General features: G+C 54.0%; 24 protein-coding genes. 19 read left to right on the forward strand and 5 right to left on the reverse strand.

Translation table 11 applies throughout. From position 1 onward, the window contains the following. Positions 1-70: 70 nt before the first annotated feature. The 4 genes from ACVL1J_RS03090 (at position 71) to ACVL1J_RS03105 (ending at position 3080) form a co-directional block, all read left to right on the forward strand. Positions 71-1192: an SMP-30/gluconolactonase/LRE family protein gene (locus ACVL1J_RS03090; RefSeq protein ID WP_341237689.1), complete on the forward strand. Its 1122-nt coding sequence runs from the start codon at positions 71-73 to the stop codon at positions 1190-1192. Positions 1193-1223: 31 nt separating this feature from the next. After that, positions 1224-1730, forward strand: a complete 507-nt coding sequence (locus ACVL1J_RS03095) for a Dps family protein (RefSeq protein WP_159569162.1) — start codon at positions 1224-1226, stop codon at positions 1728-1730. Between the two features lie 91 nt (positions 1731-1821). Then, positions 1822-2370 carry a sigma-70 family RNA polymerase sigma factor gene (locus ACVL1J_RS03100; protein WP_159569161.1) on the forward strand — a complete coding sequence of 183 codons (549 nt, stop codon included), beginning with the start codon at positions 1822-1824 and terminating at the stop codon, positions 2368-2370. Continuing rightward, positions 2367-3080 carry an anti-sigma factor gene (locus ACVL1J_RS03105; protein WP_159569160.1) on the forward strand — a complete coding sequence of 238 codons (714 nt, stop codon included), beginning with the start codon at positions 2367-2369 and terminating at the stop codon, positions 3078-3080. Before ACVL1J_RS03100 ends, ACVL1J_RS03105 begins: the two co-directional genes overlap by 4 nt. A gap of 66 nt (positions 3081-3146) precedes the next feature. Here ACVL1J_RS03105 and ACVL1J_RS03110 read toward each other — a convergent pair whose 3' ends face one another. Both ACVL1J_RS03110 and ACVL1J_RS03115 read right to left on the reverse strand, forming a co-directional pair. Further along, on the reverse strand, positions 3147-4934 hold the full coding sequence (locus ACVL1J_RS03110; protein ID WP_341237688.1) for a DUF4394 domain-containing protein: 1788 nt from the start codon (positions 4932-4934) through the stop codon (positions 3147-3149). Positions 4935-5022: 88 nt separating this feature from the next. Beyond that, positions 5023-5733, reverse strand: a complete 711-nt coding sequence (locus tag ACVL1J_RS03115; RefSeq protein WP_159569158.1) for a Crp/Fnr family transcriptional regulator — start codon at positions 5731-5733, stop codon at positions 5023-5025. Between the two features lie 143 nt (positions 5734-5876). Between ACVL1J_RS03115 and ACVL1J_RS03120 the strand changes: the two genes are divergently transcribed. Further along, entirely contained in the window at positions 5877-6398 is a 522-nt protein-coding gene (locus ACVL1J_RS03120; RefSeq protein WP_159569157.1) for an Mpo1 family 2-hydroxy fatty acid dioxygenase, read from the forward strand. 18 nt (positions 6399-6416) lie between these two features. Here ACVL1J_RS03120 and ACVL1J_RS03125 read toward each other — a convergent pair whose 3' ends face one another. Beyond that, positions 6417-6788 carry a DUF1840 domain-containing protein gene (locus ACVL1J_RS03125; protein ID WP_341237687.1) on the reverse strand — a complete coding sequence of 124 codons (372 nt, stop codon included), beginning with the start codon at positions 6786-6788 and terminating at the stop codon, positions 6417-6419. A 51-nt stretch (positions 6789-6839) separates the two neighbouring features. On the opposite strand from ACVL1J_RS03125, the gene ACVL1J_RS03130 reads away from it, so the two are divergent. Then, on the forward strand, positions 6840-7382 hold the full coding sequence (locus tag ACVL1J_RS03130; protein WP_341237686.1) for a hypothetical protein: 543 nt from the start codon (positions 6840-6842) through the stop codon (positions 7380-7382). Then, positions 7382-8692 (forward strand): MFS transporter, encoded by a 1311-nt coding sequence (locus ACVL1J_RS03135; RefSeq protein ID WP_341237685.1) that lies wholly within the window; start codon positions 7382-7384, stop codon positions 8690-8692. The genes ACVL1J_RS03130 and ACVL1J_RS03135 overlap by 1 nt, the downstream gene beginning before the upstream one ends. 7 nt (positions 8693-8699) lie before the next feature. On the opposite strand, the gene ACVL1J_RS03140 is transcribed toward ACVL1J_RS03135, so the two are convergent. Next, on the reverse strand, positions 8700-10265 hold the full coding sequence (locus ACVL1J_RS03140; RefSeq protein ID WP_341237684.1) for a YifB family Mg chelatase-like AAA ATPase: 1566 nt from the start codon (positions 10263-10265) through the stop codon (positions 8700-8702). 87 nt (positions 10266-10352) lie between these two features. After that, a complete protein-coding gene (locus ACVL1J_RS03145; RefSeq protein ID WP_159569152.1) occupies positions 10353-10583 on the reverse strand; it encodes an accessory factor UbiK family protein in 231 nt (76 codons plus the stop codon). Positions 10584-10794: 211 nt separating this feature from the next. Between ACVL1J_RS03145 and ACVL1J_RS03150 the strand changes: the two genes are divergently transcribed. From ACVL1J_RS03150 to icmF, 12 genes are all read left to right on the forward strand, one after another. Next, positions 10795-11514, forward strand: a complete 720-nt coding sequence (locus ACVL1J_RS03150) for a TorF family putative porin (RefSeq protein ID WP_159569151.1) — start codon at positions 10795-10797, stop codon at positions 11512-11514. Between the two features lie 70 nt (positions 11515-11584). Beyond that, positions 11585-11923, forward strand: coding sequence for a P-II family nitrogen regulator (locus tag ACVL1J_RS03155; RefSeq protein WP_159569150.1), 339 nt, complete (start codon positions 11585-11587; stop codon positions 11921-11923). 21 nt (positions 11924-11944) lie between these two features. Beyond that, entirely contained in the window at positions 11945-13399 is a 1455-nt protein-coding gene (locus ACVL1J_RS03160) for an ammonium transporter (protein ID WP_341237683.1), read from the forward strand. A gap of 162 nt (positions 13400-13561) precedes the next feature. Beyond that, positions 13562-14851 carry a glutamate--cysteine ligase gene (gshA, locus tag ACVL1J_RS03165; protein ID WP_341237682.1) on the forward strand — a complete coding sequence of 430 codons (1290 nt, stop codon included), beginning with the start codon at positions 13562-13564 and terminating at the stop codon, positions 14849-14851. Continuing rightward, on the forward strand, positions 14848-15810 hold the full coding sequence (gshB, locus tag ACVL1J_RS03170; protein ID WP_341237681.1) for a glutathione synthase: 963 nt from the start codon (positions 14848-14850) through the stop codon (positions 15808-15810). The genes gshA and gshB overlap by 4 nt, the downstream gene beginning before the upstream one ends. After that, on the forward strand, positions 15810-16274 hold the full coding sequence (locus ACVL1J_RS03175; RefSeq protein ID WP_341237680.1) for a PTS sugar transporter subunit IIA: 465 nt from the start codon (positions 15810-15812) through the stop codon (positions 16272-16274). Before gshB ends, ACVL1J_RS03175 begins: the two co-directional genes overlap by 1 nt. Continuing rightward, positions 16243-16512, forward strand: coding sequence for an HPr family phosphocarrier protein (locus tag ACVL1J_RS03180; RefSeq protein WP_159569145.1), 270 nt, complete (start codon positions 16243-16245; stop codon positions 16510-16512). Before ACVL1J_RS03175 ends, ACVL1J_RS03180 begins: the two co-directional genes overlap by 32 nt. Positions 16513-16515: 3 nt before the next feature. Beyond that, on the forward strand, positions 16516-18267 hold the full coding sequence (ptsP, locus tag ACVL1J_RS03185) for a phosphoenolpyruvate--protein phosphotransferase (protein WP_159569144.1): 1752 nt from the start codon (positions 16516-16518) through the stop codon (positions 18265-18267). Positions 18268-18386: 119 nt separating this feature from the next. Continuing rightward, on the forward strand, positions 18387-19523 hold the full coding sequence (gene metX / locus ACVL1J_RS03190) for a homoserine O-succinyltransferase MetX (RefSeq protein ID WP_341237678.1): 1137 nt from the start codon (positions 18387-18389) through the stop codon (positions 19521-19523). After that, on the forward strand, positions 19520-20161 hold the full coding sequence (gene metW, locus ACVL1J_RS03195) for a methionine biosynthesis protein MetW (RefSeq protein ID WP_341237677.1): 642 nt from the start codon (positions 19520-19522) through the stop codon (positions 20159-20161). The genes metX and metW overlap by 4 nt, the downstream gene beginning before the upstream one ends. A 9-nt stretch (positions 20162-20170) precedes the next feature. Continuing rightward, a complete protein-coding gene (locus tag ACVL1J_RS03200) occupies positions 20171-20500 on the forward strand; it encodes a DUF4212 domain-containing protein (RefSeq protein ID WP_341237676.1) in 330 nt (109 codons plus the stop codon). After that, positions 20460-23762: a fused isobutyryl-CoA mutase/GTPase IcmF gene (gene icmF / locus ACVL1J_RS03205; RefSeq protein ID WP_341237675.1), complete on the forward strand. Its 3303-nt coding sequence runs from the start codon at positions 20460-20462 to the stop codon at positions 23760-23762. The genes ACVL1J_RS03200 and icmF overlap by 41 nt, the downstream gene beginning before the upstream one ends. Positions 23763-24011: the final 249 nt, after the last annotated feature.

The raw sequence follows: 24011 nt of genomic DNA on the forward strand, positions 1-24011 counted from the left end.
TTATTTTGGCGGTTCGGCTTGTTTCCTCCGATATCATCCATGCTAACGGAAATTACAAGGTGTCAACAATATGCGTGCTTTGGGCAAAGTTTTGATTTCAGCAGTTTTGCTGCCTGTGGCGGTGATTGGTGGTGTTGTAGTGTTTGGTTCTACTCCTGTAGAGCCTGTGGCCTGGAATCCGGCGCCCATGCCCAGCCTGACTTCCGGCCCCTATGCAAGCAATAACTTGCTTGAAAAAGCCGAGGTATTTGGCACCTACAACCTGTTGCAGCCAGAATCGATCGCTCCGGGGGCGGATGGTTTGCTATACACCGGCATGAACACTGGCGAGATTGTTCGGTTCGACCCCGTCAAACTGCAAGTGCCCAAAAGTCCGCAAACAACCCCCTTCGATTTGATTGCCAATACGAAAGGCCGCCCCTTGGGTTTGGTGTTTCATCCTGACGGATTTCTGGTGGTGGCCGATGCAATCAAAGGCCTGCTGAAAGTGACGCAGCAAGGCGAGGTGTCGGTGTTGAGCACCGAGTCGCAAGGTTTGCCCTTCAAGTTTGTAGACGATGTGGCGGTGAGTGCCGATGGTCGCTACGCCTATTTTTCAGACGCGTCCAGCAAGTTTGATCTGAATAATTACGTGTTGGATATTCTTGAACATGGTCCAAACGGGCGCTTGCTTCAGTACGATTTTCAAACGGGCGAAACCAAGACGTTGCTCAGTGGCTTGCAATTCGCAAACGGTGTCACAGTGTCAAAAGCGGGCGACTATGTATTGGTGAATGAAACGGGTGAATACCGCGTGGTTCGATACTGGTTGCAAGGCGAGAAAGCCGGGACCAGCGATATTTTCATCGATGCCTTGCCTGGTTTTCCCGACAACATTCGCACCGACACAGACGGCAATTACTGGGTGGCAGTACCCAGTTTACGTGACCCTTTGCTGGATTCGCTGGCAGGCAAGCCAGCTGTTCGAAAAGCAATGGCAAAATTACTGAATTACGTTCAATTTCCGATCACGCCCAAGGCCATGGCCCTGGCGATTAATCCGCAGGGTACAGTGATTGCCAACCTGCAAGCCGAGAAGGCGGGGGCTTATTACCATTACATCACGCAGGCCACGCCCTTTGATGGCAAACTGTACTTTGGATCTGTGCACATCAACGGGGTGGCAACTATTTCCAACCCCTTGGGTCAATAAAGAATTCATTGGTACGTAAAGGAGTTTTCTGATGGCAAAAGCAGCAGCAAAAAAACCCGACATGCCTTCAATCAACATCGGCATTCCCGATGCCAAACGTGCAGCTATTGCCCAGGCCCTTAGCCGCCTGTTGGCTGAAACCTATACTTTGTATTTGACCACGCACAATTTCCACTGGAATGTGACTGGCAAAATGTTCAATACCCTGCACACCATGTTCATGGGTCAATACACCGAAATGTGGAATGCAGTGGACCCAATTGCGGAACGCATTCGAGCACTGGGTTTTCATGCACCGGGTTCTTACGCCGAGTTCGCAAAATTAAGCACCTTGAAAGATGCGCCCGCCAAGCCGCCAAAGGCCATGGAAATGGTGGAAATTCTGGCCAAGGGCCACGAGGCGCTTGCGCGTACAGCCCGCGAAATTTTTCCGATCATTGAAGACGGGGATGATCAGCCTTCTGCGGATATTCTGACCCAGCGCATGGACATACATGAAAAAACAGCCTGGATGCTTCGTGCTTTGCTTGAAGATTGATTCCGGTGTTGTCTGGTAACCCAAGCGGGTGGGCAAACCTGTTTTGCCCTTTCTTTTGCATCTGTTTGACCTTGCTGCGAGTAGTGTTAACGTGACCGAAAAAAATTCTCCAGACCCGAGCGACTTTGACTATGAGGCTGCGCTTCTGGCCTGTGCTCGAGGCGAAAAATTTGCGTTGCAGGCCATTTATGCGCGCGACAGCCGTTGGCTGTTTTCGGTGGCGTACAGAATCGTGAAACGGCGTGAATTGGCCGAAGAGGTGTTACACGATGCCATGGTCAAGGTCTGGAATCGATCTCGCTTATACTCACCCGCCTTGGGATCAGCGCGTGGTTGGGTGTACACGGTGGTTCGCAACCAGGCGTTAAACTCTGTACGCAAGCGTCTTATGGAAGTGTCTTCCGAAGAGTACGATGTGCCCGAGCTGTCGACCAACGACAATCAGGAATTGGCCCAGGAAGCTGAAAAACTAAGCGCGTGTTTGGGAAAGCTCGACGAAACCAAGCGCAACGCCATTGTGTTGGCCTTTGTTGATGGTTACACCCATGAGCAAATTGCACAGAGGCTGAATTCGCCCCTCGGCAGCGTGAAAAGCTGGATACGCCGGGGATTGTTGAAATTGAAGGAGTGTTTGTCATGACAGAGACGACGCAGACAGAAGCCAAGATTATCGAGGCTGGTGAGTACGTGCTCGGCGTAATGACAGACGCTGAGCGACAGGATTTTGAGCGCCGCTTGAACCAGGACCCAGAACTCGCCAAAGAGGTGAGCAACTGGACGGATCACTTTGCCGCCATGTCCCGAAAGTTCGAGCAAGAGCCAGTTAGTGCCAAAGTGTGGGCCAAGGTAGACCATTCATTGACCCGCGCAAGCGAGACAACAGCTTCAGTTGCTCCTCTGGCATGGCTTTGGAAAGGTTGGGCGGTTGCTGCAAGCACTGCTGCGGTGGTGCTGGGTGTGCAGTTGCTGGGTGCAGGCCAAGCGCCCAATGATGGCCCACGTTATGTTGCTGTGATGAAAAGCCCCGACAAAACAACCGAGTGGTTGGTTGAAGCCATGCCAGATGACACCATTCGTGTGTATCAAATCGGCAACCTTCCAATTGAGGGCAACCCGGCCAACATGGGCAAAACGCTGCAATTGTGGACCAAAGCACCTTCGGACCCAGCGCCCACTTCATTGGGGCTGATGGAATGGGGCAAGCCGATGGTGGTGCCCGCAAACAATTTACCTGAATTGGTAGAAAAGCAATTGTTTGAAGTCACGCTGGAGCCGGCAGGAGGATCACCTTTGGGCAATCGACCTTCCGGTGAAATCATGTTCATTGGTACGGCGGTGGCGTTGAGGTAATTCGTCGCAAAGTTGGAAACGTAAAAAAACCCCGGTCTTTTGAACCGGGGTTTTTTTTGCGTTGAATTACTGCTGGTTGTAAATAATCGCCAGGTCACGAAGATCGGCAGGCCCTGTCCCGCCACCGATTTGATTGGTGGCACCTGCACCAATCAAGGCGCCAGCTGGAGTCGCAGCACCTGTACTCAAGTTGATGTCAAACAGGCTGTATGGTCCAGTCGTACCGATACGTCCTGCAATCACACGGGCACCATCGTCACCACCCACCACATCGAAGCCGGCAAAGTTATTCAAACCGCCACCACCAACGGCGCCGATTTGCCTGAGCAAACCGGTGTTGGGTGGTAGCTGTTGCAACAATGTTGAGTTGACGGAATCAATATCAAACATTCTTGTGGATGGGGCTGGGCGAATGGTCGACGAGAAATTGCGGGTATACGCAATTTGCGTCACGCTGAAATCAACTGCGGCTGGCGTTGGTGCACCAGCGTCTGATCTAAGATCTCCGCCTGCCGGGTCTCCACCTGGCGCAGCCGTTTGGTCTCTTTCAACGATGGTTGCACCCGTGTCCACATTGATGCGATAGTTTTCGCCGTCACCATTGCCCGAGCTGACCAGTCGCAAACGATCTGCAGCCGGGTTGAAGTCAATGCTGTAAACCTTTGCGGCATCAAATACCAGCGCAGCACCTGCGGTGTTGGCATTGCTCAGGCTCGACTTCAAAGTCGATGCACCTGTGTCAGGATTGATGGTGTACAACTTGCCATTCGTTCCGTTGCGCACAAAGCCGTACAACTCGCCGGTGGCTGGGCGTACATCAATGCCTAGCAATTGGTCACCCGCTGCCAGGCCAGTCACCGCAATTGGTGTGCTAATGGTGTTTGGTGTGCGCAGCGTGAAGGAGAACAGCGTGGGGGCTGTCAATGTACCGTTCAGACCAACTACGGTTGGATTTTTGTTCAGTTCAAGAGCGAGTCCGATCACATTGCCGCTGATGTTCACATTGCCAAGCAGCGCAGCTGCGTTGGTCGCAATGGGCAATGTCTCTGCGGGGTCAGGAATCCGTACCGTGTACAACCCTTTGCTCGCACCCACTGTCAGCAGGGCATAGCCGACATTCGTTTCTGGATCGATGTCAAAGCCGTTAACAGCTGTTGCGCTCACTCCCAGGGGCGCAATGTCGGTCAAAGTTCCAGGGTTTGCGCTTTGTAGTACCAAGCGGCTGTTCACCGTGTCGATGTCAAACAAGCGAGTGCCACTGGTGCCGTCGAACGAGTTGGTGTACGCCGCGCCAGTGGTTTCAGCATTGGCCGGGCCGCCATTGATTTCCAGATCGGTAATGGTTTGCCCCGCTGTTTTTGTAGCGCGGCGATCGTTGTCCAGAAAAATACGCAGGTTCTGACCTGCATCGCTGACAACGCGCAAGGCGTCAGCCGCCGGGTTGAAGTCGACGCCAAAATTATCGCCCAGCAAAGTGGCGTACGCGGCATTTCCTGGCGAGTCGTCTGCAGGGTCAGCCACCAAGGTGGCAATAAAAGTCAGTGCGCCAGTGCTTGTGTTGACTGTGTAAGCCCGACCCACATCGCTGGCGTCTTTGGTGACCACGTACAGCTTACTGTTGAAAGGGCGGAAGTCCATGCCAATGGCGACTTCGCCGCTGCTCATGAAGCCACTTAGCTGGGTGCTGGTTCTAAGCTGAGAGGGGTTGTCACGGTTGAGCGACGCCAACTGGTTTGCGTCTGTCAGCAAGAACACATCACCGGCACTTAAGTTCAGGTTGTCATCATCTGAAAAACAACCACCCAACACCAAACTGGACAAAGCCAGTGCCACAAATTTTTTCTTGAATATCATTTTAATCCCTCTGTCGTTGATGCTTAAAACAGGTGTCAAATTACAAGTCGACAGAGAGGGAACACCCGGTGGCGGGTTTTGGATGCAGCTATATCACCTGGCCTTTTAGTTTCAAACCGTCAAGGTTCAAAATTTCAATATTGCCCCGTCCCAGTTGCAGCAAGCCGTCATTTTCGAGTTCTTTCAGCATTTGGTTCACGGTCTGCCGGGAAACTGACAGCATGGCCGACAGTTTTTCCTGCGACACATGCAAAGTTCGGGCGCTAACTGTGTTGCTGTCAGCGCGTATACCGTAACCCTCTGCCATTTGCAGTAATCTGCGGGCCAGTCGTGTGTGGGTGGGCAGCAGGGCCGCATCCTCAATCGCGCCAAAAATAAGACGCACTTTCTGAGTCAGCAACAGGCCAAAATCACGCCAGTAATTGGGGTTCTCTGCAATGAGTTGGTCGAGCAATGTTTGCCGAACGTGGAACACGGTGGCCGGTCCATCGGCCATGGCGTCGTGGGTTCTGGGTTGCCGGTCAAACAGGCAAATTTCCCCAAACCAGTCGGGCGGGTCGATCAAAGTCAAGATCACGTGTTTGTCTTCCGCGCCGTGTTTGCTGGCCCCTACAATTTGAACCGAACCACTGAGCACTGCGTACAGCCCGTCGGCACAGTCACCCCTCGAGAACAAGCGTTGCCCGTTTTGAAACTGGCGCAGCGCACCGTGTTTTAGCAAAGCCTGTTGAAGGTTACTTGGCAGGTTGGCAAACCACTTTCCGCGGTTCAAAATGTGTTGAATATTGAGTGTTTGCATTGTTGTTTTGTAAATGTCTCCACCTTTGCCACTAAATTAGCATCAAATGTCAGGCAATTGACAGACCTTTGGAGTGTGATTTGTAACCATATACCCTCAAAATCAAATATTTAGTGCAATTGCCGCTTCGAGGAGAACAAGCCATGAGAACCCTGGTTGACCAACTGGCCACGTATGCCACCTATCACCGTGACCCTCGCAACATTGCCACGCACTTTATTGGCGTGCCCATTATTGTGTTGTCGGTGCTTATTCTCTTGTCGCGTGTGTCGATCGATGTGGCCGGTATTGCGGTAACGCCAGCTTTGGTGGTGTTTCTGCTGTCCAGCCTGTTTTATTTCAAGCTCAGCTTGAGTTACGGCCTGGCCATGTTTTTTATTCACGGCGCTTTGTTGTTGACTGCCGGGCATTTCGCAACGTTAAGCACAGTGGCTTGGTTGGGTGCCGGCGTGGGAATTTTTGTGGTGGGCTGGATTATCCAGTTTGTTGGTCACTACTACGAAGGGCGCAAACCCGCGTTTGTGGACGATGTGATTGGTTTGGCAATTGGCCCTTTGTTTGTCGTCGCCGAACTGGGCTTTTTAATCGGCCTGGGCAAGAAAACCCAGTTGCAGGTTGAAGCAATCGCAGGGCCTGTTCGTCGCCGCGACACGGCGAACGCCTGAAGAAATCAGGGGGATTCTTTAGAATCCCCAGTGCACATCCACATTCTTCTTTTGCGCCTCTTCCAGCATTTTCAGCAATGGGAAGGCGCGCTGCTCAAGAGCCACATGGTTTTTAAGGGCAATCTTCTCTTCCACCGTCAGTTCGTCTTCATTGACCGGGTTCTCGGCTTTGGCCATGCGCTCCATGTTCACAGCAGCAACCAGTTGTGCATGCGCATGTGCAAGGTCCTGGGGCTCGATCACGCCGCATTCGCTGGCCTCAATTCCCATAATTCGAAATAGCTGCTCTGCGTTGGACTTGAACATCACAATGTCGCCGGCTGCTTTGGATTTAAATTTCACAATACCCATTCTGTTCACACTCTGGTTATCACTGCTATTGATCTGCATGAAGTGCCCCTACAATGGAGCACCTGCCTAATTTTCGCCTTAAAGCGTCTCATGAATAAAGCCTTTGCTCAAAGCCGCGCAATTTTTGTCACCTTGTTTGCATTATGCGCCCTGGTCGCTTGCTCGCCCCAGTTCAACTGGCGCGTGGTGCCCAATCCCGACATAGGCTACATGGCCACCTTTCCTGACAAGCCTGCACAAGTCACACGAACCATGGACCTGATTGGCCTGAAGGTGCCGTTGACTTTGCATGCTGCGCAGGTTGAAGGTTTGTACTTTGCGGTTGGCACCGTGCCTTTGCAGGGTGAGTTGGCAGCGCAAGGCGGTGTGTTGCGCGATGCGTTGGCACAAGCGGTGGCCAACAATATTTCCGCAGGTCAACCGGATCTGAAACCGATTCAATGGCTGGGTAAAACTGTGCATGAAATGTCAATCAAAGGCACTTTGCCAAACGGTGAAACTGCTTTTGCGCAAGCCCGTTTTTTTGAGCACCAGGGAATTCTGTACCAGGTAATGATGATGGGTCCCGGCGAGGCTGCCAATCCTGATTCGGTCACCTCATGGTTTGGCGGATTTTCGCTGTTGGGGCAGTAATGCGGTACAACCCTCAAGACGTGTCACATGAAATAGGCCCCGATGGCGTTGAGCATATGTATGTCAGCGGTGGCCTGGCCATGCGCGTGTTCATCATATTCGCTGTGGCCTACGTCATGTCCTATGCGTTTCGGGCCATCAATGCGGTGATCGCCCAACCTTTGGTTCAGGAACTGGGATTGACTGCGGGGCAGTTGGGTTTTTTGGCCTCGGCCTATTTCCTCTCGTTTGCCATCATGCAGTTGCCCGTAGGCGTGATGCTTGACCGCTATGGTCCCCGGCGCGTAGAAGCGGTACTCATTGGTTTTGCTGCCTTGGGTGCCTTGCTTTTTGCAGTGGCAGACTCCTACTTGGTACTGTGGTTGGGCCGTGCATTGATTGGCGTGGGTGTGTCAGCCTGCTTGATGGCGGCGGTGAAAGCCTACTCGCTGTACTTTCGACCGCACATGCAGGCCAGTCTGTCTTCATGGATGCTGGTGGCTGGTTCATTGGGTGCGCTTACCGTCACAACGCCCGTCGAGGCGGCTTTGCCCGCTTTGGGTTGGCGCGGTGTGTTTGGTGTGGCAGCAGTGCTGTGTGTATTGGCAGGTTTGGCCTTGTGGTTTGCATTGCCTTCGCTGTTCAAACCGCAAAAAACCCAGTCCGTTGCTGACATGGCCCAAGGCTACAAAGCCATTTATGCACACCCGCACTTTTGGCGTGTGGCACCCCTGGCCATGATTACGCAAGGCGGATTCATGGCGTTTCATGGTTTGTGGGTTGGCCCTTGGTTTACCAACGTGATCGGGGTGAGCAATGCGCAGGCTGCACAAAACATGTTCTGGATTTCCGCGGTGCTCATGCTTGGGTATTTGGCGCTTGGTTTTTTAACGCGTCGGGTGTCGAAGGCAGGGGGTGATGAAGACCAGATCATGCTGATTGGCATGGGGTTGTCGCTGGTGATCTTTGCGGTTCAAATTGTGCAGGGGGCACAATCGGGCCTGTGGGGTTGGCTGATTCATGCATTCCTGATTTCGTCAGGCATCATGACCTACGCAACTTGTAACAAGCCATTTCCAAAAAAACTCACCGGTCGCTCCAGCACAGCGTTGAATTTGTTGATCTTCATTGGTGCTTTCAGCATTCAATGGGGCATTGGTATTGGTATTGATTCATTTGCGGCATTGGGGCTCAGCAGCACCGATGCCATGCGGATTTCCCTGGCCATTTTGTGGGTCATGCAGTTGTGCAGCTGGGTTTGGTATGCGCGACCCGGCCGCAAGGTCAGTCATCTGATCCCATTCGGAGCAGAGCAACAACGCGGGGGTTGAGCATGGCTTACGGTGTATGGGTCACTGGCGACTGGCTGCTTGACTCGCCAGCTAGCGCCCTGCGGTACTGAATGGCTGTGGCAATGTGTTTTTTATCGATTTGACTGACCTCGTCCAGGTCCGCAAGCGTTCTGGCCACTCGGCAAATTCGGTGCAACGCCCGTGCAGAAAGGTGGTTTTTCTGGGCATAGGCCAGCAATAGTTTTTCTGCGCTGTTGGCCGGTTTGCAATGCTTGCTGATTTGCCCGGCACTCATTTCACCATTCAAGCAACCTTGGCGTTGAAGTTGAATGGCACGGGCCTTTTCAACCTGGGCACGCAGCCGTGCACTGCCAGCCTGTTCGTTGTGCTCTACTTCTGCGTGCAGCAGTGTACCGTGGTCAATGGCCTGCACCTCCACTGAAATATCAAGCCGATCGGCCAAGGGGCCAGAAAGCTTGTTTTGATATTTCCGAACCTGGTCTGGGGTGCAGCGGCATTCTCTGGCCGGGTGACCCAACCAGCCGCATGGGCAGGGGTTGTGTGCACACACCCACAGAAACCTGGCCGGGAAACTGGCTTGGTGGCCCGATCTGGAAATATTGACCCGCCCTGTTTCCAGGGGCTCACGCAACGACTCCAGGCAACGGCGATCAAATTCCAGCACTTCATCTGTGAATAAAATGCCCTGGTGCGCCAGGGTAATTTCTCCCGGAGAGGGCGGGTTTCCCCCGCCAATCAGGGCTGCCATTGAGCTGCTGGGGTGCGGGTTGCGGAAAGGGCGCTGCGGGCTGAGTAAATCGCTTTCGCCTTTCAAGCTTCGAATGGCGGAAATTTCAAGCGAGTCCTCGAAAGGCAAGGGCGGCATCAGCCCACCAACACGCTGTGCCAGCATGGATTTTCCACTTCCGGGAGGCCCCACCAAGCGAATGTGGTGCTGACCCGCGGTGGCGGTCAGTAGCGCATGTTTTGCCGTTTGATGCCCAATGACCTCGTCCATGTCAGGAAGATACGGCTGACTTTGACTGCTTTGTACACTGCCGTGTTGTTGCTCAAGCGGATTGCCATGCCCAACCAGATGCGCAGCTGCCTCAAACAAAGTGCTTGCACCAAACACTGCAATGTCAGGCACTGTTGCAGCAAGACTAGCCTGTGCTTTGGGCATCATTAATTTCAAGGGGCGTTGGCGCAATTGCGCTTCTTTTCGCGCTGCCACCGCCAGTGCAAACGGGCTGCGCATGCCGGTGAGTGCGCCTGATAGCGACAACTCTCCGGCGAACAGCCAGTCGGAAAGATCGGCCTTGGCCAGTTGCCCCGATGCGCTGGCAATACCCAACGCCACAGCCAAGTCGAATGCGGCACTGCCTTTGGGAAGGTCGGCAGGCGCCAGGTTGACGGTAATGCGTTGGGAGGGAAATTCGAAGCCGCTGTTGAGCAGTGCAGACCGAACCCGTTCTTTGGACTCGCGAATTTCCGTGTCGGGCAGACCAACCAGTGCAAATGAAGGCAAGCCCGCCGACAAATGGACTTCAATTTGTACTGCAACAGGGCGCACGCCCACAAAGGTAAGGCTGTGAAGGGTGGCTAAAGGCATGGTTGGGGGCGCAGTCAAACCCCGACGATTATCCCCACACCGCTTCGTTTGGCAAATGGGTGCTCATATTGAGGTCACCCAGTGGGGTCAGGTCCGCTTTTCGAGTTCCGCCACGCGCATTTCCAGTGCATGCACCTTTTCGCGTAGCCGGTTCAGCACTTCCTTTTGGATTTCAAAATCCTCCAGGCTGACAAATTCCATGTCCTGCAAACCCTGGCGAATCAGCTGTGTGACTGGGTTTTCCATGTTTTGAAGGCCTTTTGCATTCAGCAAATCACCAACTTTGGCCGCAATGGTGTCGAAAGGATTGTTCGCCAATGTTTCCCCCAAAAGAGTAGTCGTGCATCGCACCAAAGGAGTGCACCAAATTGGTGCCGCAGTGAAAAATTCAAAAAATTGCATCGCTATTGTGCCCGAAAAAGGGGGATTTATCGCGAAATTACTGACGAGTTCACGGCTGGCACGCTTCTCGCTAATAGACCCTTGCCAAAAAAACTTTACGGCATTCATCTATTTTTAGGAGAGTGAGATGAAAAAATTAGTAATGGTCGCTGCAATCGCTGCGTCAACCTTCGGGGCTGTTTCAACTGTCTCTGCTCAAGAGTCTGAGCACACAATGTCTGCAAACGTGAGTATGGTCACTGACTACCGCTTCCGTGGTGTTTCCCAGACGGACGGTGAGCTGGCTTTGCAAGGTGGTTTTGATTACGGCCACTCAAGCGGCCTTTACGCGGGTGTCTGGAATTCAAGTATCGACTTTCAGCCGTTCTTCGGCCTGGATGCCGGCGGCTTGGAGACAGATGTTTACCTTGGTTACGCTGGCGAAGCGTCCGGGATTTCCTATGATGTTGGTCTGCTTCAGTATCTCTACACTGGCGCTGAAAAAACAGACAACTTAGATACCCTTGAGCTATACGGTAGCGTTGGCGCGTACGGTTTCACTTTGGGTGGTGCCTATTCCTTGTCCAAAGATTATTTCGGTTTTACTGATGCGGACGGCTCGACATACGCGTACCTGAACTACGACTATTCAATTACCGACGACCTCGGCTTGGCACTTCACTACGGTACAACAAGTGTTGAAGGTCCTGGCAACGGCGATGCCGATTACGATGACTACAGCATTGGTTTGACCTATGCCTACTCTGGCTTTGACTTGGGCTTGACCTACGTTGATACAGACATCAAGCCAAAAGGCAAGAACAACACCGATGGCGTGCTTGTTTTCTCTGTTGGTAAAACGTTCTAAATCGTATCCAGACAGCGCTCTGAAGAGGGCGCTGTTTCCACCCTCTTCAAACTTAATTCAGGAGTGCGTAATGAAGCTAATTTCAGCAGTCATTAAGCCTTTCAAACTCGATGAAGTCCGTGAAGCGCTGTCTGCCATCGGCGTACAAGGCATTACGGTTACCGAAGTGAAAGGTTTTGGTCGCCAGAAAGGTCACACCGAGTTGTATCGCGGTGCCGAGTATGTTGTCGACTTTTTGCCCAAAGTGAAAATTGAAGCCGCAGTGGATGACAGCCTGGTTGATCAGGCTTGCGAAGCCATTGAAGGCGCAGCCAAAACCGGCAAGATCGGTGACGGCAAAATTTTCGTGTTTGATTTGTTGAGTGTTACCCGTATTCGCACAGGCGAAACCGGTAAAGACGCCCTTTAACCAGAGAGAAGTGAGGAAATCATGAAAAAACTTCTGACTGTCTGGCTGGCGGCCGCGGCACTGAGCTTCAGTGTTGCTAGTCCCGGTGTGTTTGCGCAAGAAACCCCGGCGGCACCTGCCACCGAAGCCGTTACAATGCCCGCAGGCGACGCAACTGTTGCCCCTGAAGCCGCACCTGCTGCTGAAGCCCCAATGGCCGCTGAAGCTGCACCAGCCGAAGAAGCCGCACCTGTTGTTGAGCAAACAGTGGACAAAGGCGATATTACCTGGATGATGATTGCCACCATTTTGGTGATTTTCATGACAATTCCAGGTTTGGCCTTGTTCTACGGCGGCTTGGTTCGTGCCAAGAACATGTTGTCTGTACTCATGCAGGTCATGTCGGTATTCTGTTTGATCGTTGTGTTGTGGGCCATTTACGGCTACAGCCTGACCTTCGGCGGTGGCGACAACCCGTTTGTAGGTAACTTCAGCAAGCTCTTCCTGAGCGGTGTAACGCCCGATTCCTTGTCGGCCACGTTCACTGAAGGTGTGATGATTCCTGAGTTCATCTTCATCGCATTCCAGTCCACATTCGCGGCCATTACCTGTGCCCTGATCGTGGGCGCATTCGCTGAGCGCATCAAGTTCTCTGCGGTGCTGTTGTTCTGCGCAATCTGGTTCACATTCAGCTACATCCCGATTGCACACATGGTGTGGGACGCTGCTGGCTTCATCTTCGCAGACGGCGCAATCGACTTCGCCGGCGGTACTGTGGTTCACATCAACGCTGCTGTGGCAGGTTTGGTGGGCGCCTACATGATCGGCAAGCGTGTTGGTTACGGCAAAGAAGCAATGACTCCACACAGCCTGACATTGACCATGGTCGGTGCCTCCATGCTGTGGGTGGGTTGGTTCGGCTTCAACGCCGGTTCAAACCTGGAAGCCAACGGCGGTACCACATTGGCCTTCATCAATACATTGCTGGCCACTGCGGCTGCAACATTGAGCTGGGCCGGCGCTGAAGCGCTGCTGAAAGGCAAGGCCTCCATGCTGGGCGCTGCGTCTGGTGCAGTTGGTGGTTTGGTTGCAATTACACCGGCTTGCGGCACGATCGGCCCAATGGGCGCGCTTATCCTTGGCTTGATGGCCGGCCCAATCTGCCTGTGGGGCGTAACTGGTCTGAAGAAAATGATGGGTGCAGACGATGCGCTTGACGTATTCGGCGTGCACGGCGTGGGCGGTATCCTGGGTGCCTTGATGGTGGGTGTGTTGTCTGCACCTAGCTTGGGCGGCACCATGGGTGACGACTTCGTGATCGCTTCCCAGTTGGCTGTACAAGCCAAGGGCGTGATCATCACCATCGTCTGGTCTGGCATCGTGGCCGCAGTTACCTTCAAGTTGGTTGACCTGATCGTGGGTCTGCGTGTAACTGAAGATGCAGAGCGCGAAGGTCTGGACATCACTTCACACGGTGAAACAGCCTACAGCAAGTAAGCACACTCTCCACTTCGGTGGATTCCTTCAGCCCGGGGTAAAGGGCTGATTCAAAGGCACCTTCGGGTGCCTTTTTTGCGTCACCCCCGATTTCCCTTCCCCAATGTGGCAGTGCAGCGTTTTGGATTACACTTGGCGAAGTGTCTTACCCAGGAAATGTTGATGGTTCCACATTTAGTAACAGCTTTAACCGGTCCGCTTCTGGATCTTGAAAAACGCATGCTCGACAAAACCACCGAAATCGAACGGTGGTTCCGAATGGCCTGGAACGAGAACACTCCGCCTTTCTATAGTTCAGTGGACGTTCGCAATGCGGGCTTCAAGCTGGCGCCGGTCGACACCAACCTGTTTCCTGGTGGGTTCAATAATTTGTCGCCTGACATGATGCCATTGGCTATCCAGGCGGCCATGAGTGCCATCGAAAAAATTTGCCCAGAAGCACGCAGCATGGTGTTGGTTCCTGAAAACCACACCCGCAACACCTTCTATCTCACGAATGTGGCTCGCCTGGCCGCCATTCTGAAACAAACGGGTCTGGACATCCGGTTGGGCTCTGTGTCGCCTGAAATCACCGAGCCCACGCGCTTTGATTTGCCCGATGGCCAGCACATTGTGCTGGAGCCTTTGAAGCGCAATGGCAACCGGGTTGGTGTAGAAGGCCTGGAGCCTTGCGCAGTGCTGTTGAACAACGACCTGTCTGCGGGCGTGCCGCATATTCTTCAAGGCATCAAAGATCAAATCTTGTTGCCCCCTCTTCATGCCGGCTGGGCAACCCGCCGCAAAAGTGCTCACTTCAAGGCCTACGATTCTGTGGTGGAAGCATTCTCTGAAATGCTTGAAATTGATCCTTGGTTGATCAACCCCTATTTCACCCACCGCAACCAGCTTAATTTTCAGGAACGTGTGGGCGAGGAAGCCTTGGCGCAAGCCGTGGATGAAGTATTGGCCAAAACGCGCTTGAAATATGCGGAATACGGCATTGATGAGCAGCCCTATGTGGTGGTGAAAGCCGATGCGGGTACTTACGGCATGGGAATCATGACCGTGAAAGATGCCTCTGAAGTGGTGGGTCTGAATCGCAAGCAGCGCAACAAAATGTCGGTGATCAAAGAAGGCATGCAAGTGTCTGATGTGATCATTCAGGAAGGCGTACACACATTTGAGAATATCGAAGATGCGGTCGCCGAACCCGTGGTGTACATGATCGACCGTTATGTGGTGGGTGGTTTTTACCGCGTGCACACAGGCCGTGGCCGTGACGAAAACCTGAATGCGCCCGGCATGCACTTTGTGCCCCTGGCATTCGAAACACCCTGTAACACCCCAGATTGCAGTGACCGCCCCGATGCGGCCATGAACCGCTTTTATGCCTATGGTGTAATCGGCCGGCTGGCGGCCTTGGCTGCGTCGCAAGAACTGGAGGCCACCGCCAGCGTGGAGTTGGCCGCATGAGCAGCCGAAGCTTTGTGTGTGTCATTGATCCGCTCACCAGCCTGAATCCAAAAAAGGATTCAACCATTGCCATGATGGAGTCTGCACAGTCCCATGGCTGGAAGGTGGGTGTGATCGAAGATGGTGGCATGCATTGGGCCAGTGGTTCGGGTGTGCGGGCGCAGGTGGTGTGGATAAGCCTTGATCGGGCCAACAAACCCTGGTACTCGGAAGTGGGCCGCGAAGAAGTGGCCTTGAAAGATCTCGATGCAATCATCATGCGCAAAGACCCGCCTTTTGATGCCGAGTTTGTAACGGCGACCTGGCTGCTCGAACAAGGTGAGCGCGAGGGCGCACGTGTGTTTAACAGCCCGCGCGCCATTCGTGATCACAATGAAAAATTCACCATTGCCCAGTTTGAGCAGTTCGTGGTGCCCACGCTGGTGTCGCGCAACGCTGCTCAACTTCGCAGTTTTCTGGAGCAACACCCCGATGCCATCGCCAAACCTCTCGACGGCATGGGCGGCACCTCCATTTTCCGTCTTAAAAAAGGCGACCAGAATGTGGGCGTTATTCTGGAAACACTGACTGATTACGGCAAAAAAACCGCCATGATTCAGCGCTACATTCCTGAGATTGTGGATGGCGACAAACGTGTGTTGCTGATTAATGGCGAGCCAGTGCCGTATTGTCTGGCGCGCTTGCCCAAAGAAGGAGAGCACCGTGGCAACCTGGCTGCCGGCGGTACAGGCCGGGCCCAGCCCCTGAGCGAAAGTGACTGGCACATTGCCCGAACACTGGGGCCTGAACTTAAAAAGCGTGGTTTGTTGCTGGTGGGTTTGGACATTATTGGTCAAAACCTCACCGAGGTGAATGTGACCAGCCCAACGTGCTTTCGCGAGATCATGGATCAAACCGGTTTTCCGGTGGCAGATACCTTTGTGCAAGCTGTTGAAACTGCCTTGAAGGAGACCCACTGATGCTGGGGCTCGTGCTGGTTACTCACGCCCCCTTGGGCGATGCAATTGCCCAGTGCGTGAGGCACGTCATGGGCTCTTTGCCCGATGGGCTGGCTGTGGTGGACGTACCGGGCGATGAAGACATCGAGCAGTCCGTGCAACGCATTCAAGCTGCCGCCAGGCAAGTGCATGCCGGTGACGGTGTGGTGTTTTTAACCGACCTGTTTGGTGCCACGCCTTCCAACGCGGCAGTGCGTGCCGGTATCGAGTCGCTCAACCTGCCGACCGTGTTGGTGTCCGGGTGTAACTTGCCGATGGTACTGCGTGCCCTTGGTTTTCGGGATTTGCCCATCAACGAAGTGGCTGAGCGATTGGTCATGGGTGGCCGAAACGGTATCGTAAGCACTGGTGCCACGGCGCCACAACGTCAAACCTTTAACCCGGCGAAAAACGATGATTCAGCAAGAAATGACCATCAGCAATAAATTGGGCCTGCATGCACGCGCGTCAGTCAAACTGACCCAAACCGCCAGCCGTTTTCAGTCTGAAGTGTGGATCGGCAAAGCCGGTCGCCGCGTGAATGCGAAAAGCATCATGGGTGTCATGATGCTGGCCGCAGGCAAAGGGCACAACGTGTTGCTGGAAGCTGAAGGCAGTGACGAAACCGAGGCCATTGCTGCACTGGTGGCTTTGATTGATGACAAATTTGGCGAAGGCGAGTAAACCATGACCCTGGCCTTGCATGGCATCGCAGTTTCACGAGGCATTGCAGTCAGCCGCGCCCTGGTGTGGGACACGGCCATGCGGGATATACCCCGCAATCGCATCGAGAAAAAGTCGGTTCGCTTCGAGAAGAAAAGGTTCGACAATGCCATTAAGCGAGTGGCTGATGAACTGGTTGAAATCCGCAGTCAAATTGCGGCGGACTCCCCGGCTGAGTTTGATGCTTTTCTGAATTTGCACAGCCTTATTCTGGCCGACCCGATTCTGTCGGAAGAACCCAAGAACCTGATTCAAAGCAAACTGATCAATGCGGAATGGGCATTGATCGAGCAAATGGAAGTGCTGCTGGAGCAGTTCTCTGCCATTGAAGACGACTACTTCCGTGAGCGCAACAGCGATGTTCGGCAAGTGGTTGAACGGGTATTAAAGTCTTTGCGCGGCCATGCTACCGCGCTGCCATTGCCACCCGAAGGCGAAAACGAAGACCCTTGGCTGATTGTTGCGCACGATATTTCCCCGGCCGACATGGTGCAGTTAAAGGGTCGCCGGGTGGGCGCATTCGTGACAGAAATGGGTGGTGCGACCTCCCACACTGCCATTGTCGCGCGCAGCTTGGGCATTCCCGCAGTGGTGGGGGTGCCGCGTGCTTTGGAGTATGTGCACAACGGTGACCTGGTGGTGGTGGATGGCAAAGTGGGGGCCGTGTTTCTGGACCCCGCGACCATGGTGGTGGAGGAATACCAGCGCAAACAGGCAATACTGGCGCTTTCCCGTCAACGCTTAAAGCGTCTGATCACCACAGAAGCGCGTACGCAATGTGGGCGCCGCATCGAGTTGCTGGCCAATATTGAGTTGCCCGAAGACATCAAAGGCGTTGTGGACGCTGGCGCAGACGGCGTGGGCTTGTTTCGCTCCGAATTCTTGTTCATGAATCGCAAAGAATGGCCTTCGGAGGACGAGCAGTACGAAGCGTACCGCAAGGTCATCAAGGCCATGAAAGGCAAACCGGTGACGGTTCGCACGCTGGACTTGGGCGCCGACAAAACCTTGCAGTTTGATGGCGCCAACAGCAGCGCGCCGCCTGTGTCCAGTACCTCTGCGCTGGGTCTTCGGTCTATTCGATTCAGCCTTTCCGAGCCCGCCATCTTTCTGACTCAAATACGCGCATTGTTGCGGGCAGCCAAGCACGGGCCGATAAAAATTTTGTTGCCCATGCTCACCAATATTCGGGAAACCAAGCAGGCATTGGCCTACATCGACATGGCGCGTGAGCAATTGCTCGAGCGGCGTTTTCAGGCCAATCAGGCCGTGCCCATTGGTGGCATGATCGAAGTGCCTGCGGCTGCGCTCAGCCTGCCACATTTCCTGAAGTATCTGGATTATGTGTCGATCGGTACCAACGACCTGATTCAGTACACATTGGCTGTGGACCGGGTTGATCACCAGGTGGCGCATCTCTACGACCCACTTCACCCGGCGGTACTTCGGCTGGTGTACGAGGTAATCTCGAGCGCAGAAAAAGCAGGGGTCCCGGTCAGTGTTTGTGGCGAAATGGCAGGCGATATACGCTTGACCCGCTTGTTGCTGGGCATGGGCTTGACCCAATATTCAATGCATCTTTCGCAGTTGCTGGATGTGAAAGAACTGCTCTTGAAAACCGATTTTGAGGCCACTCAAAAACTGGTGAAAAAGGTAACACGCAGCTTCGATATTGAAAAAATTGATGCATTGATGCGCCAGTTGCACGACGATTAAGGAAAACCAGGTGCCCACTGGGCGCCCAAGCCCGCACTCAAAGCACCGTCAAAGCCAGTTTGCGATTTATACTCAAAGGCTTGCGAAAACCAACAATCCAACCTAAGAAACGCCGAATTGTGTTTGCCAACCAGTCCGTGGGCTTCGTAAAGCCCGAACTTATTGAATTCACTGCACCGCTTTTGCTGGAGTGCGGAAAGTCTTTGCCCAGCTATTCGCTGATGGTGGAAACCTATGGCACCTTGAATGCCGACAACAGCAATGCTGTGTTGGTGTGCCATGCGCTTAATGCTTCCCATCACGTGGCGGGCCTTTATGAAGGGCAGGAAAAAAGCGAAGGCTGGTGGGACAACATGGTGGGCCCCGGAAAGCCCTTGGATACCAACCGCTTTTTTGTGATCGGCGTGAACAACCTGGGTTCGTGTTTTGGTTCGACTGGCCCCAGCAGCATGAATCCGCAAACCGGAAAACCTTACGGTGCTGATTTCCCGTTTGTGACCGTACAAGACTGGGTGAATGCGCAGGTGCGCCTGGCGGATTATTTCGGAATTCAGAAATTTGCAGCGGTGATGGGCGGCAGCCTGGGTGGCATGCAAGCCTTGCAGTGGAGCCTGAGTTACCCTGACCGTGTTGGCCATTGCATGGTGGTTGCGTCTACACCCAAGCTGAGCGCGCAAAACATTGCATTCAACGAAGTGGCTCGCCAAGCCATTGTCACCGACCCCGATTTTCATGGTGGCAACTACTACGAGCACAGCGTGGTACCCAAGCGGGGTTTGCGCCTGGCCCGCATGATTGGTCACATCACGTACCTGAGTGGTGACGACATGGCCGAAAAGTTTGGCCGCACCCTGCGCAACGGCGACTACAACTATGGGCTCGAAGTCGATTTTCAAGTAGAAAGTTACCTGCGCTACCAGGGTGACAAATTTGCCGATTACTTCGATGCCAACACTTACTTGTTAATTACCAAGGCGCTCGATTATTTCGACCCGGCACGCCACACCGGCGGCGATCTGGTCAAGGCACTTGAGGCCGCCAAAGCCAAATTTTTGCTGGTCAGTTTCACCACCGACTGGCGATTTGCCCCCGAACGCACCCGCGAAATTGTGGAGGCCCTGATGGCCAACCAGCGTGATGTGACCTACGCTGAAATTGACGCACCGCATGGCCACGATGCTTTTTTGCTGACCGATGAGCGCTACCACAACGTGGTGCGTGGCTACTTTGAGCGCATTGCCAAGGAGCTTGCATGAAAACCCTGCACGCTGTTCGACAAGATGTACAACCCTTGCCCATTGTGGTGCCAAGGGCCGACCTGGACTTGATTGAAAGCTGGGTGCCCATGGGCGCGCGCGTGCTTGATTTGGGTTGTGGTGATGGTTCGTTCCTGGCCCGCCTAATGAAAACCCGCAAAGCCACTGGCTATGGTGTTGAAATTGATGACATCAATGTGCAGCGCAGTGTGGGCAACGGCATCAATGTGATTCAGCAAGACCTTGAAAAAGGCTTGGCCATGTTCGAGGACCATGCCTTTGACGTGGTCATTTTGTCGCAAACCCTGCAAGCCATGCACAACACTGAGCGAATCCTGAAAGAGATCGCACGGGTGGGCAAGGAAGGCATTGTCAGCTTCCCCAACTTTGGCCATTGGTACCATGTGTGGTCGATCGCTTTGGGTCGTATGCCTGTGTCCAAGCAAATGCCCTACCAGTGGTACAACACACCCAATATCCATTTGTGCACCCCCAAAGACTTCGAAGCGCTGGTTGCTCAAATCGGACATAAAGTACTGGGCAAACAACTTTTTTTGAACGGCGAGGCCGTTGAGTTCCTGGGCAATTTGCGCAGCACTTTGGCAGTTTATCGCTTCAAACCCCAGTTTGTGGCCTAGGCCAACACCATGAAAAACCCGCAACCCACCCCACTTGAAACCGAGTATTGGCGGCAGGTTAAGCGAATTACCTGGCGTTTGCTGGTTGTTTGGATCGCCTTGATCCTCAGCGTGGTGCTGTTCATTCCCCGGCTCGGGATCACTGTTTATGGGGTCCCGTTGACTTACTGGGTCATCTCAAGTGTTCTGCTTTTGAGTTTTTTAGGATTGGTTGCGTGCTACGCCTGGCGCATGGATAGGTTAGAATCAAGATTCAAACGAGCGGTGGAAAACAACCGCAACTATCTTGGAGACACGAATGAAAAGCAGCACCGGCGAGGTGGGAAAACCCCTCACTGACACCAAAGGCACGCCCCTGCGTTTTGTAACCGGCTCGTCGCTGTTCGACGGACACGATGCCGCGATCAACATGATTCGCCGCTTGTTGCAAAGCCAAGGTGCTGAAGTCATTCATCTGGGTCACAACCGTTCTGTTCAGGAACTGGTCGATGCCGCCATTCAGGAAGACGCCGACGGCCTGGCCGTAAGCTCCTATCAAGGCGGGCACAACGAATTCTTTAAGTACATGGTTGACGAACTGAAGGCCAACAACGCCGGTCACATCCAGGTGTTTGGCGGCGGTGGCGGGGTGATTTTGCCGTCCGAGATTGAGGCGCTTCAGGCCTATGGCGTGAACCGCATTTACAGCCCGCAAGACGGCCAGAAAATGGGCCTGGAAGGCATGATCGGTGACATGATCGCCCGTGCTGCACAAGTGCGCGACGCCCGCAAAAAAGCCGAGGTGGCTTGCACATCGGCTGGCATTCAGGCTTTGGCCAACAATTGGCCCCTGCTCACCCAGCTGATTACCCGCCTGGAGCGCGACGAAGTACCTGCCGCAGATCTTGAAGCCATTCGCGAACAAGCCAAAGCCAGCAAAACTCCCGTGCTGGGTATTACTGGCACGGGTGGTGCGGGTAAATCGAGCCTGACTGACGAGTTGATTCGCCGCCTGCGCATGGACCACGGCGACGACCTGACCATTGGCGTGGTCTGCGTAGACCCATCCCGCCGCAAAACCGGTGGCGCTTTGCTGGGCGACCGAATTCGAATGAATGCAATTGGCCCTTGGGCTGGCAATGGTCCCAAGGTGTTCATGCGTTCCCTGGCCACACGCGATTCCGCGCAGGAAGTGCCCGCCACCCTGCCCGACATTATTGCGCTGTGCCGCGCCACGGGTTTTGATGTGGTGCTGATTGAAACCCCCGGTATTGGCCAGGGCGATGCCGCCATTGTGCCGCATGTGGATTTCAGCCTGTATGTGATGACGCCTGAGTACGGCGCCGCCAGCCAGCTCGAGAAAATCGACATGCTCGACTTCGCCGATTTCGTGGCGGTGAACAAATTCGACCGCAAGGGCGCGCTCGATGCCCTGCGCGATGTGTGCAAGCAAGTGCAGCGCAACCGCATGGCGTTTACCAGCATGCCCGACACCATGCCTGTGTATGGCACCTTGGCCAGCCGCTTTAACGACGATGGTGTCAGTGCCCTGTACAAGGCATTGCGTGCAGCCTTGCCCATTGCCAAGCCTTCCAAAGGGCTTTTCAATGCGGTTGACACCAAACACTCCACCACCATGAAGGCGGTGGTGCCCTCTGAGCGTGTGCGTTACCTGGCCGAAATTGCGCAGGCTGTGCGCAGCTACAAGGCGCAGGTTCAGAAAGACGTGGCCTCGATGTACGACCTGGAATGCATGGAGCGTGCGCAGGCTTTGTTGCTGGCCCACAAGCCTGACAAAACCAAAGCAGTTGAAGCACTGGACGACATTGTTGAGCTGATCAACACCCGCATCAGCATGGCGGCTCAAAAGGCCATGAAAGATTATTCCAAATTGGCCGAAGGCTACCAAGGCGACACGCTGACTTACGAGGTGCGCGGCAAAGCCTTGCAGGCACCGCTAACGGTCACATCCCTTTGCGGTTTAAAAATCAACCGTGTCAGTTTGCCGAAGTTCACCAGCCGTGCTGACTTGTTGAAGTTCGTGATGCTGGAAAACCTGCCCGGTTACTTCCCGTTCACCGCGGGCGTATTCCCCGTGAAGCGAGAGGGCGAAGACCCCACTCGCATGTTCGCTGGTGAAGGCGACCCAGCGCGCACCAACCGCCGTTTTAAAATGCTGAGCAGCGCAAGCGACGCCAAGCGCTTGTCCACTGCATTTGATTCGGTGACTTTGTATGGTTTCGACCCCGATTTACGCCCCGATATTTACGGCAAAGTGGGCACCAGTGGCGTGAGCGTGGCCACACTCGACGACATGAAAGTGTTGTACAGCGGCTTTGATTTGTGCGCACCCAGCACCAGTGTGTCAATGACGATTAACGGCCCTGCACCCAGCATTTTGGCCATGTTCCTGAACACAGCAATTGACCAGCAAGTGGACAAGTTCACGGCTGAGAACAAGCGCGCGCCGAATGCAGATGAATACGCGAACATCAAGGCTGCTACTTTGAAAGCGGTGCGCGGCACAGTGCAAGCTGACATTCTGAAAGAAGATCAGGGCCAGAACACCTGCATCTTCTCGACCGAATTCAGCCTGCGTGTGATGGGCGACATTCAGCAGTATTTCATCGACCATGAAGTGCGCAACTTCTACAGTGTGTCGATCAGTGGATATCACATTGCCGAAGCCGGAGCCAATCCGATTTCACAACTGGCCTTTACGCTGAGCAACGGCTTTACATTTGTTGAGGCTTATCTGGCGCGTGGCATGAGCATTGACGATTTCGCGCCCAACTTAAGCTTCTTCTTTTCCAACGGCATGGACCCGGAGTACACCGTGTTGGGCCGCGTGGCGCGCCGCATTTGGGCCATCGCCATGCGCGACCGTTACGGCGCCAGCGACCGCAGCCAGAAGTTGAAGTACCACATTCAAACCAGCGGCCGCAGTTTGCACGCACAGGAAATTGCGTTCAACGACATACGCACCACATTGCAAGCCTTGATTGCCGTGTACGACCACTGCAACAGCTTGCACACCAATGCCTACGACGAAGCCGTGACCACGCCCACCGAAGAAAGCGTGCGCCGTGCCATGGCCATTCAGTTGATTATCAACAAGGAATGGGGCTTGGCCAAAAATGAAAATCCAAGCCAAGGCGCATTCATCATTGAAGAGCTGACTGAACTGGTTGAGAATGCCGTACTGGATGAGCTGGATCGAATCAGCGAACGCGGTGGTGTGTTGGGTGCCATGGAAACGGGTTACCAGCGCAGCAAAATTCAGGAAGAGTCGATGCATTATGAAATTCAGAAGCACGACGGAACATTGCCGATTGTGGGTGTGAACACCTTCACCAATCCGAATGAGAACGCCGATTCCTTGAATTCGCTGGAGCTTGCCCGTGCCACCGAGGAGGAAAAGTTGAGTCAACTGGATCGCCTTGCGGATTTCCAGCAGCGGCATTCAGCAGAAAGCGCCGCCATGCTGGAGCGCTTGAAGCAAACAGCCATGGATGGTGGCAATGTGTTTGAGGTACTGGTGGATGCCGTGCGGGTTTGCTCGCTGGGGCAGATTACGCAGGCGCTGTTTGAAGTGGGCGGGAAGTATCGCAGGTCGATGTAAGAGTTGCCCATGGCGCATGTTGCTGCGGTTTATTGCGTAATTCAGTGTGAGCGACTTTTGATCTGAACTTGAAGGGTCACTGTTGCGGTTTCTTGCCAACCCGGCGTGGGTTACTCGTGCCGCACTGAAAACCGCTTGATCCCTCTTTGAATTTATTCTTGCTCACCGAGCTCGGCAAAAGGGCGGGCCGAGTCTCGGTGTCGGCTTGAAGCCGACCGCTGCGAATAAACTCAAACGGGGCGGTTTCCT

The sequence above is a fragment of the Limnobacter sp. G6BE5S genome (assembly GCF_058448965.1).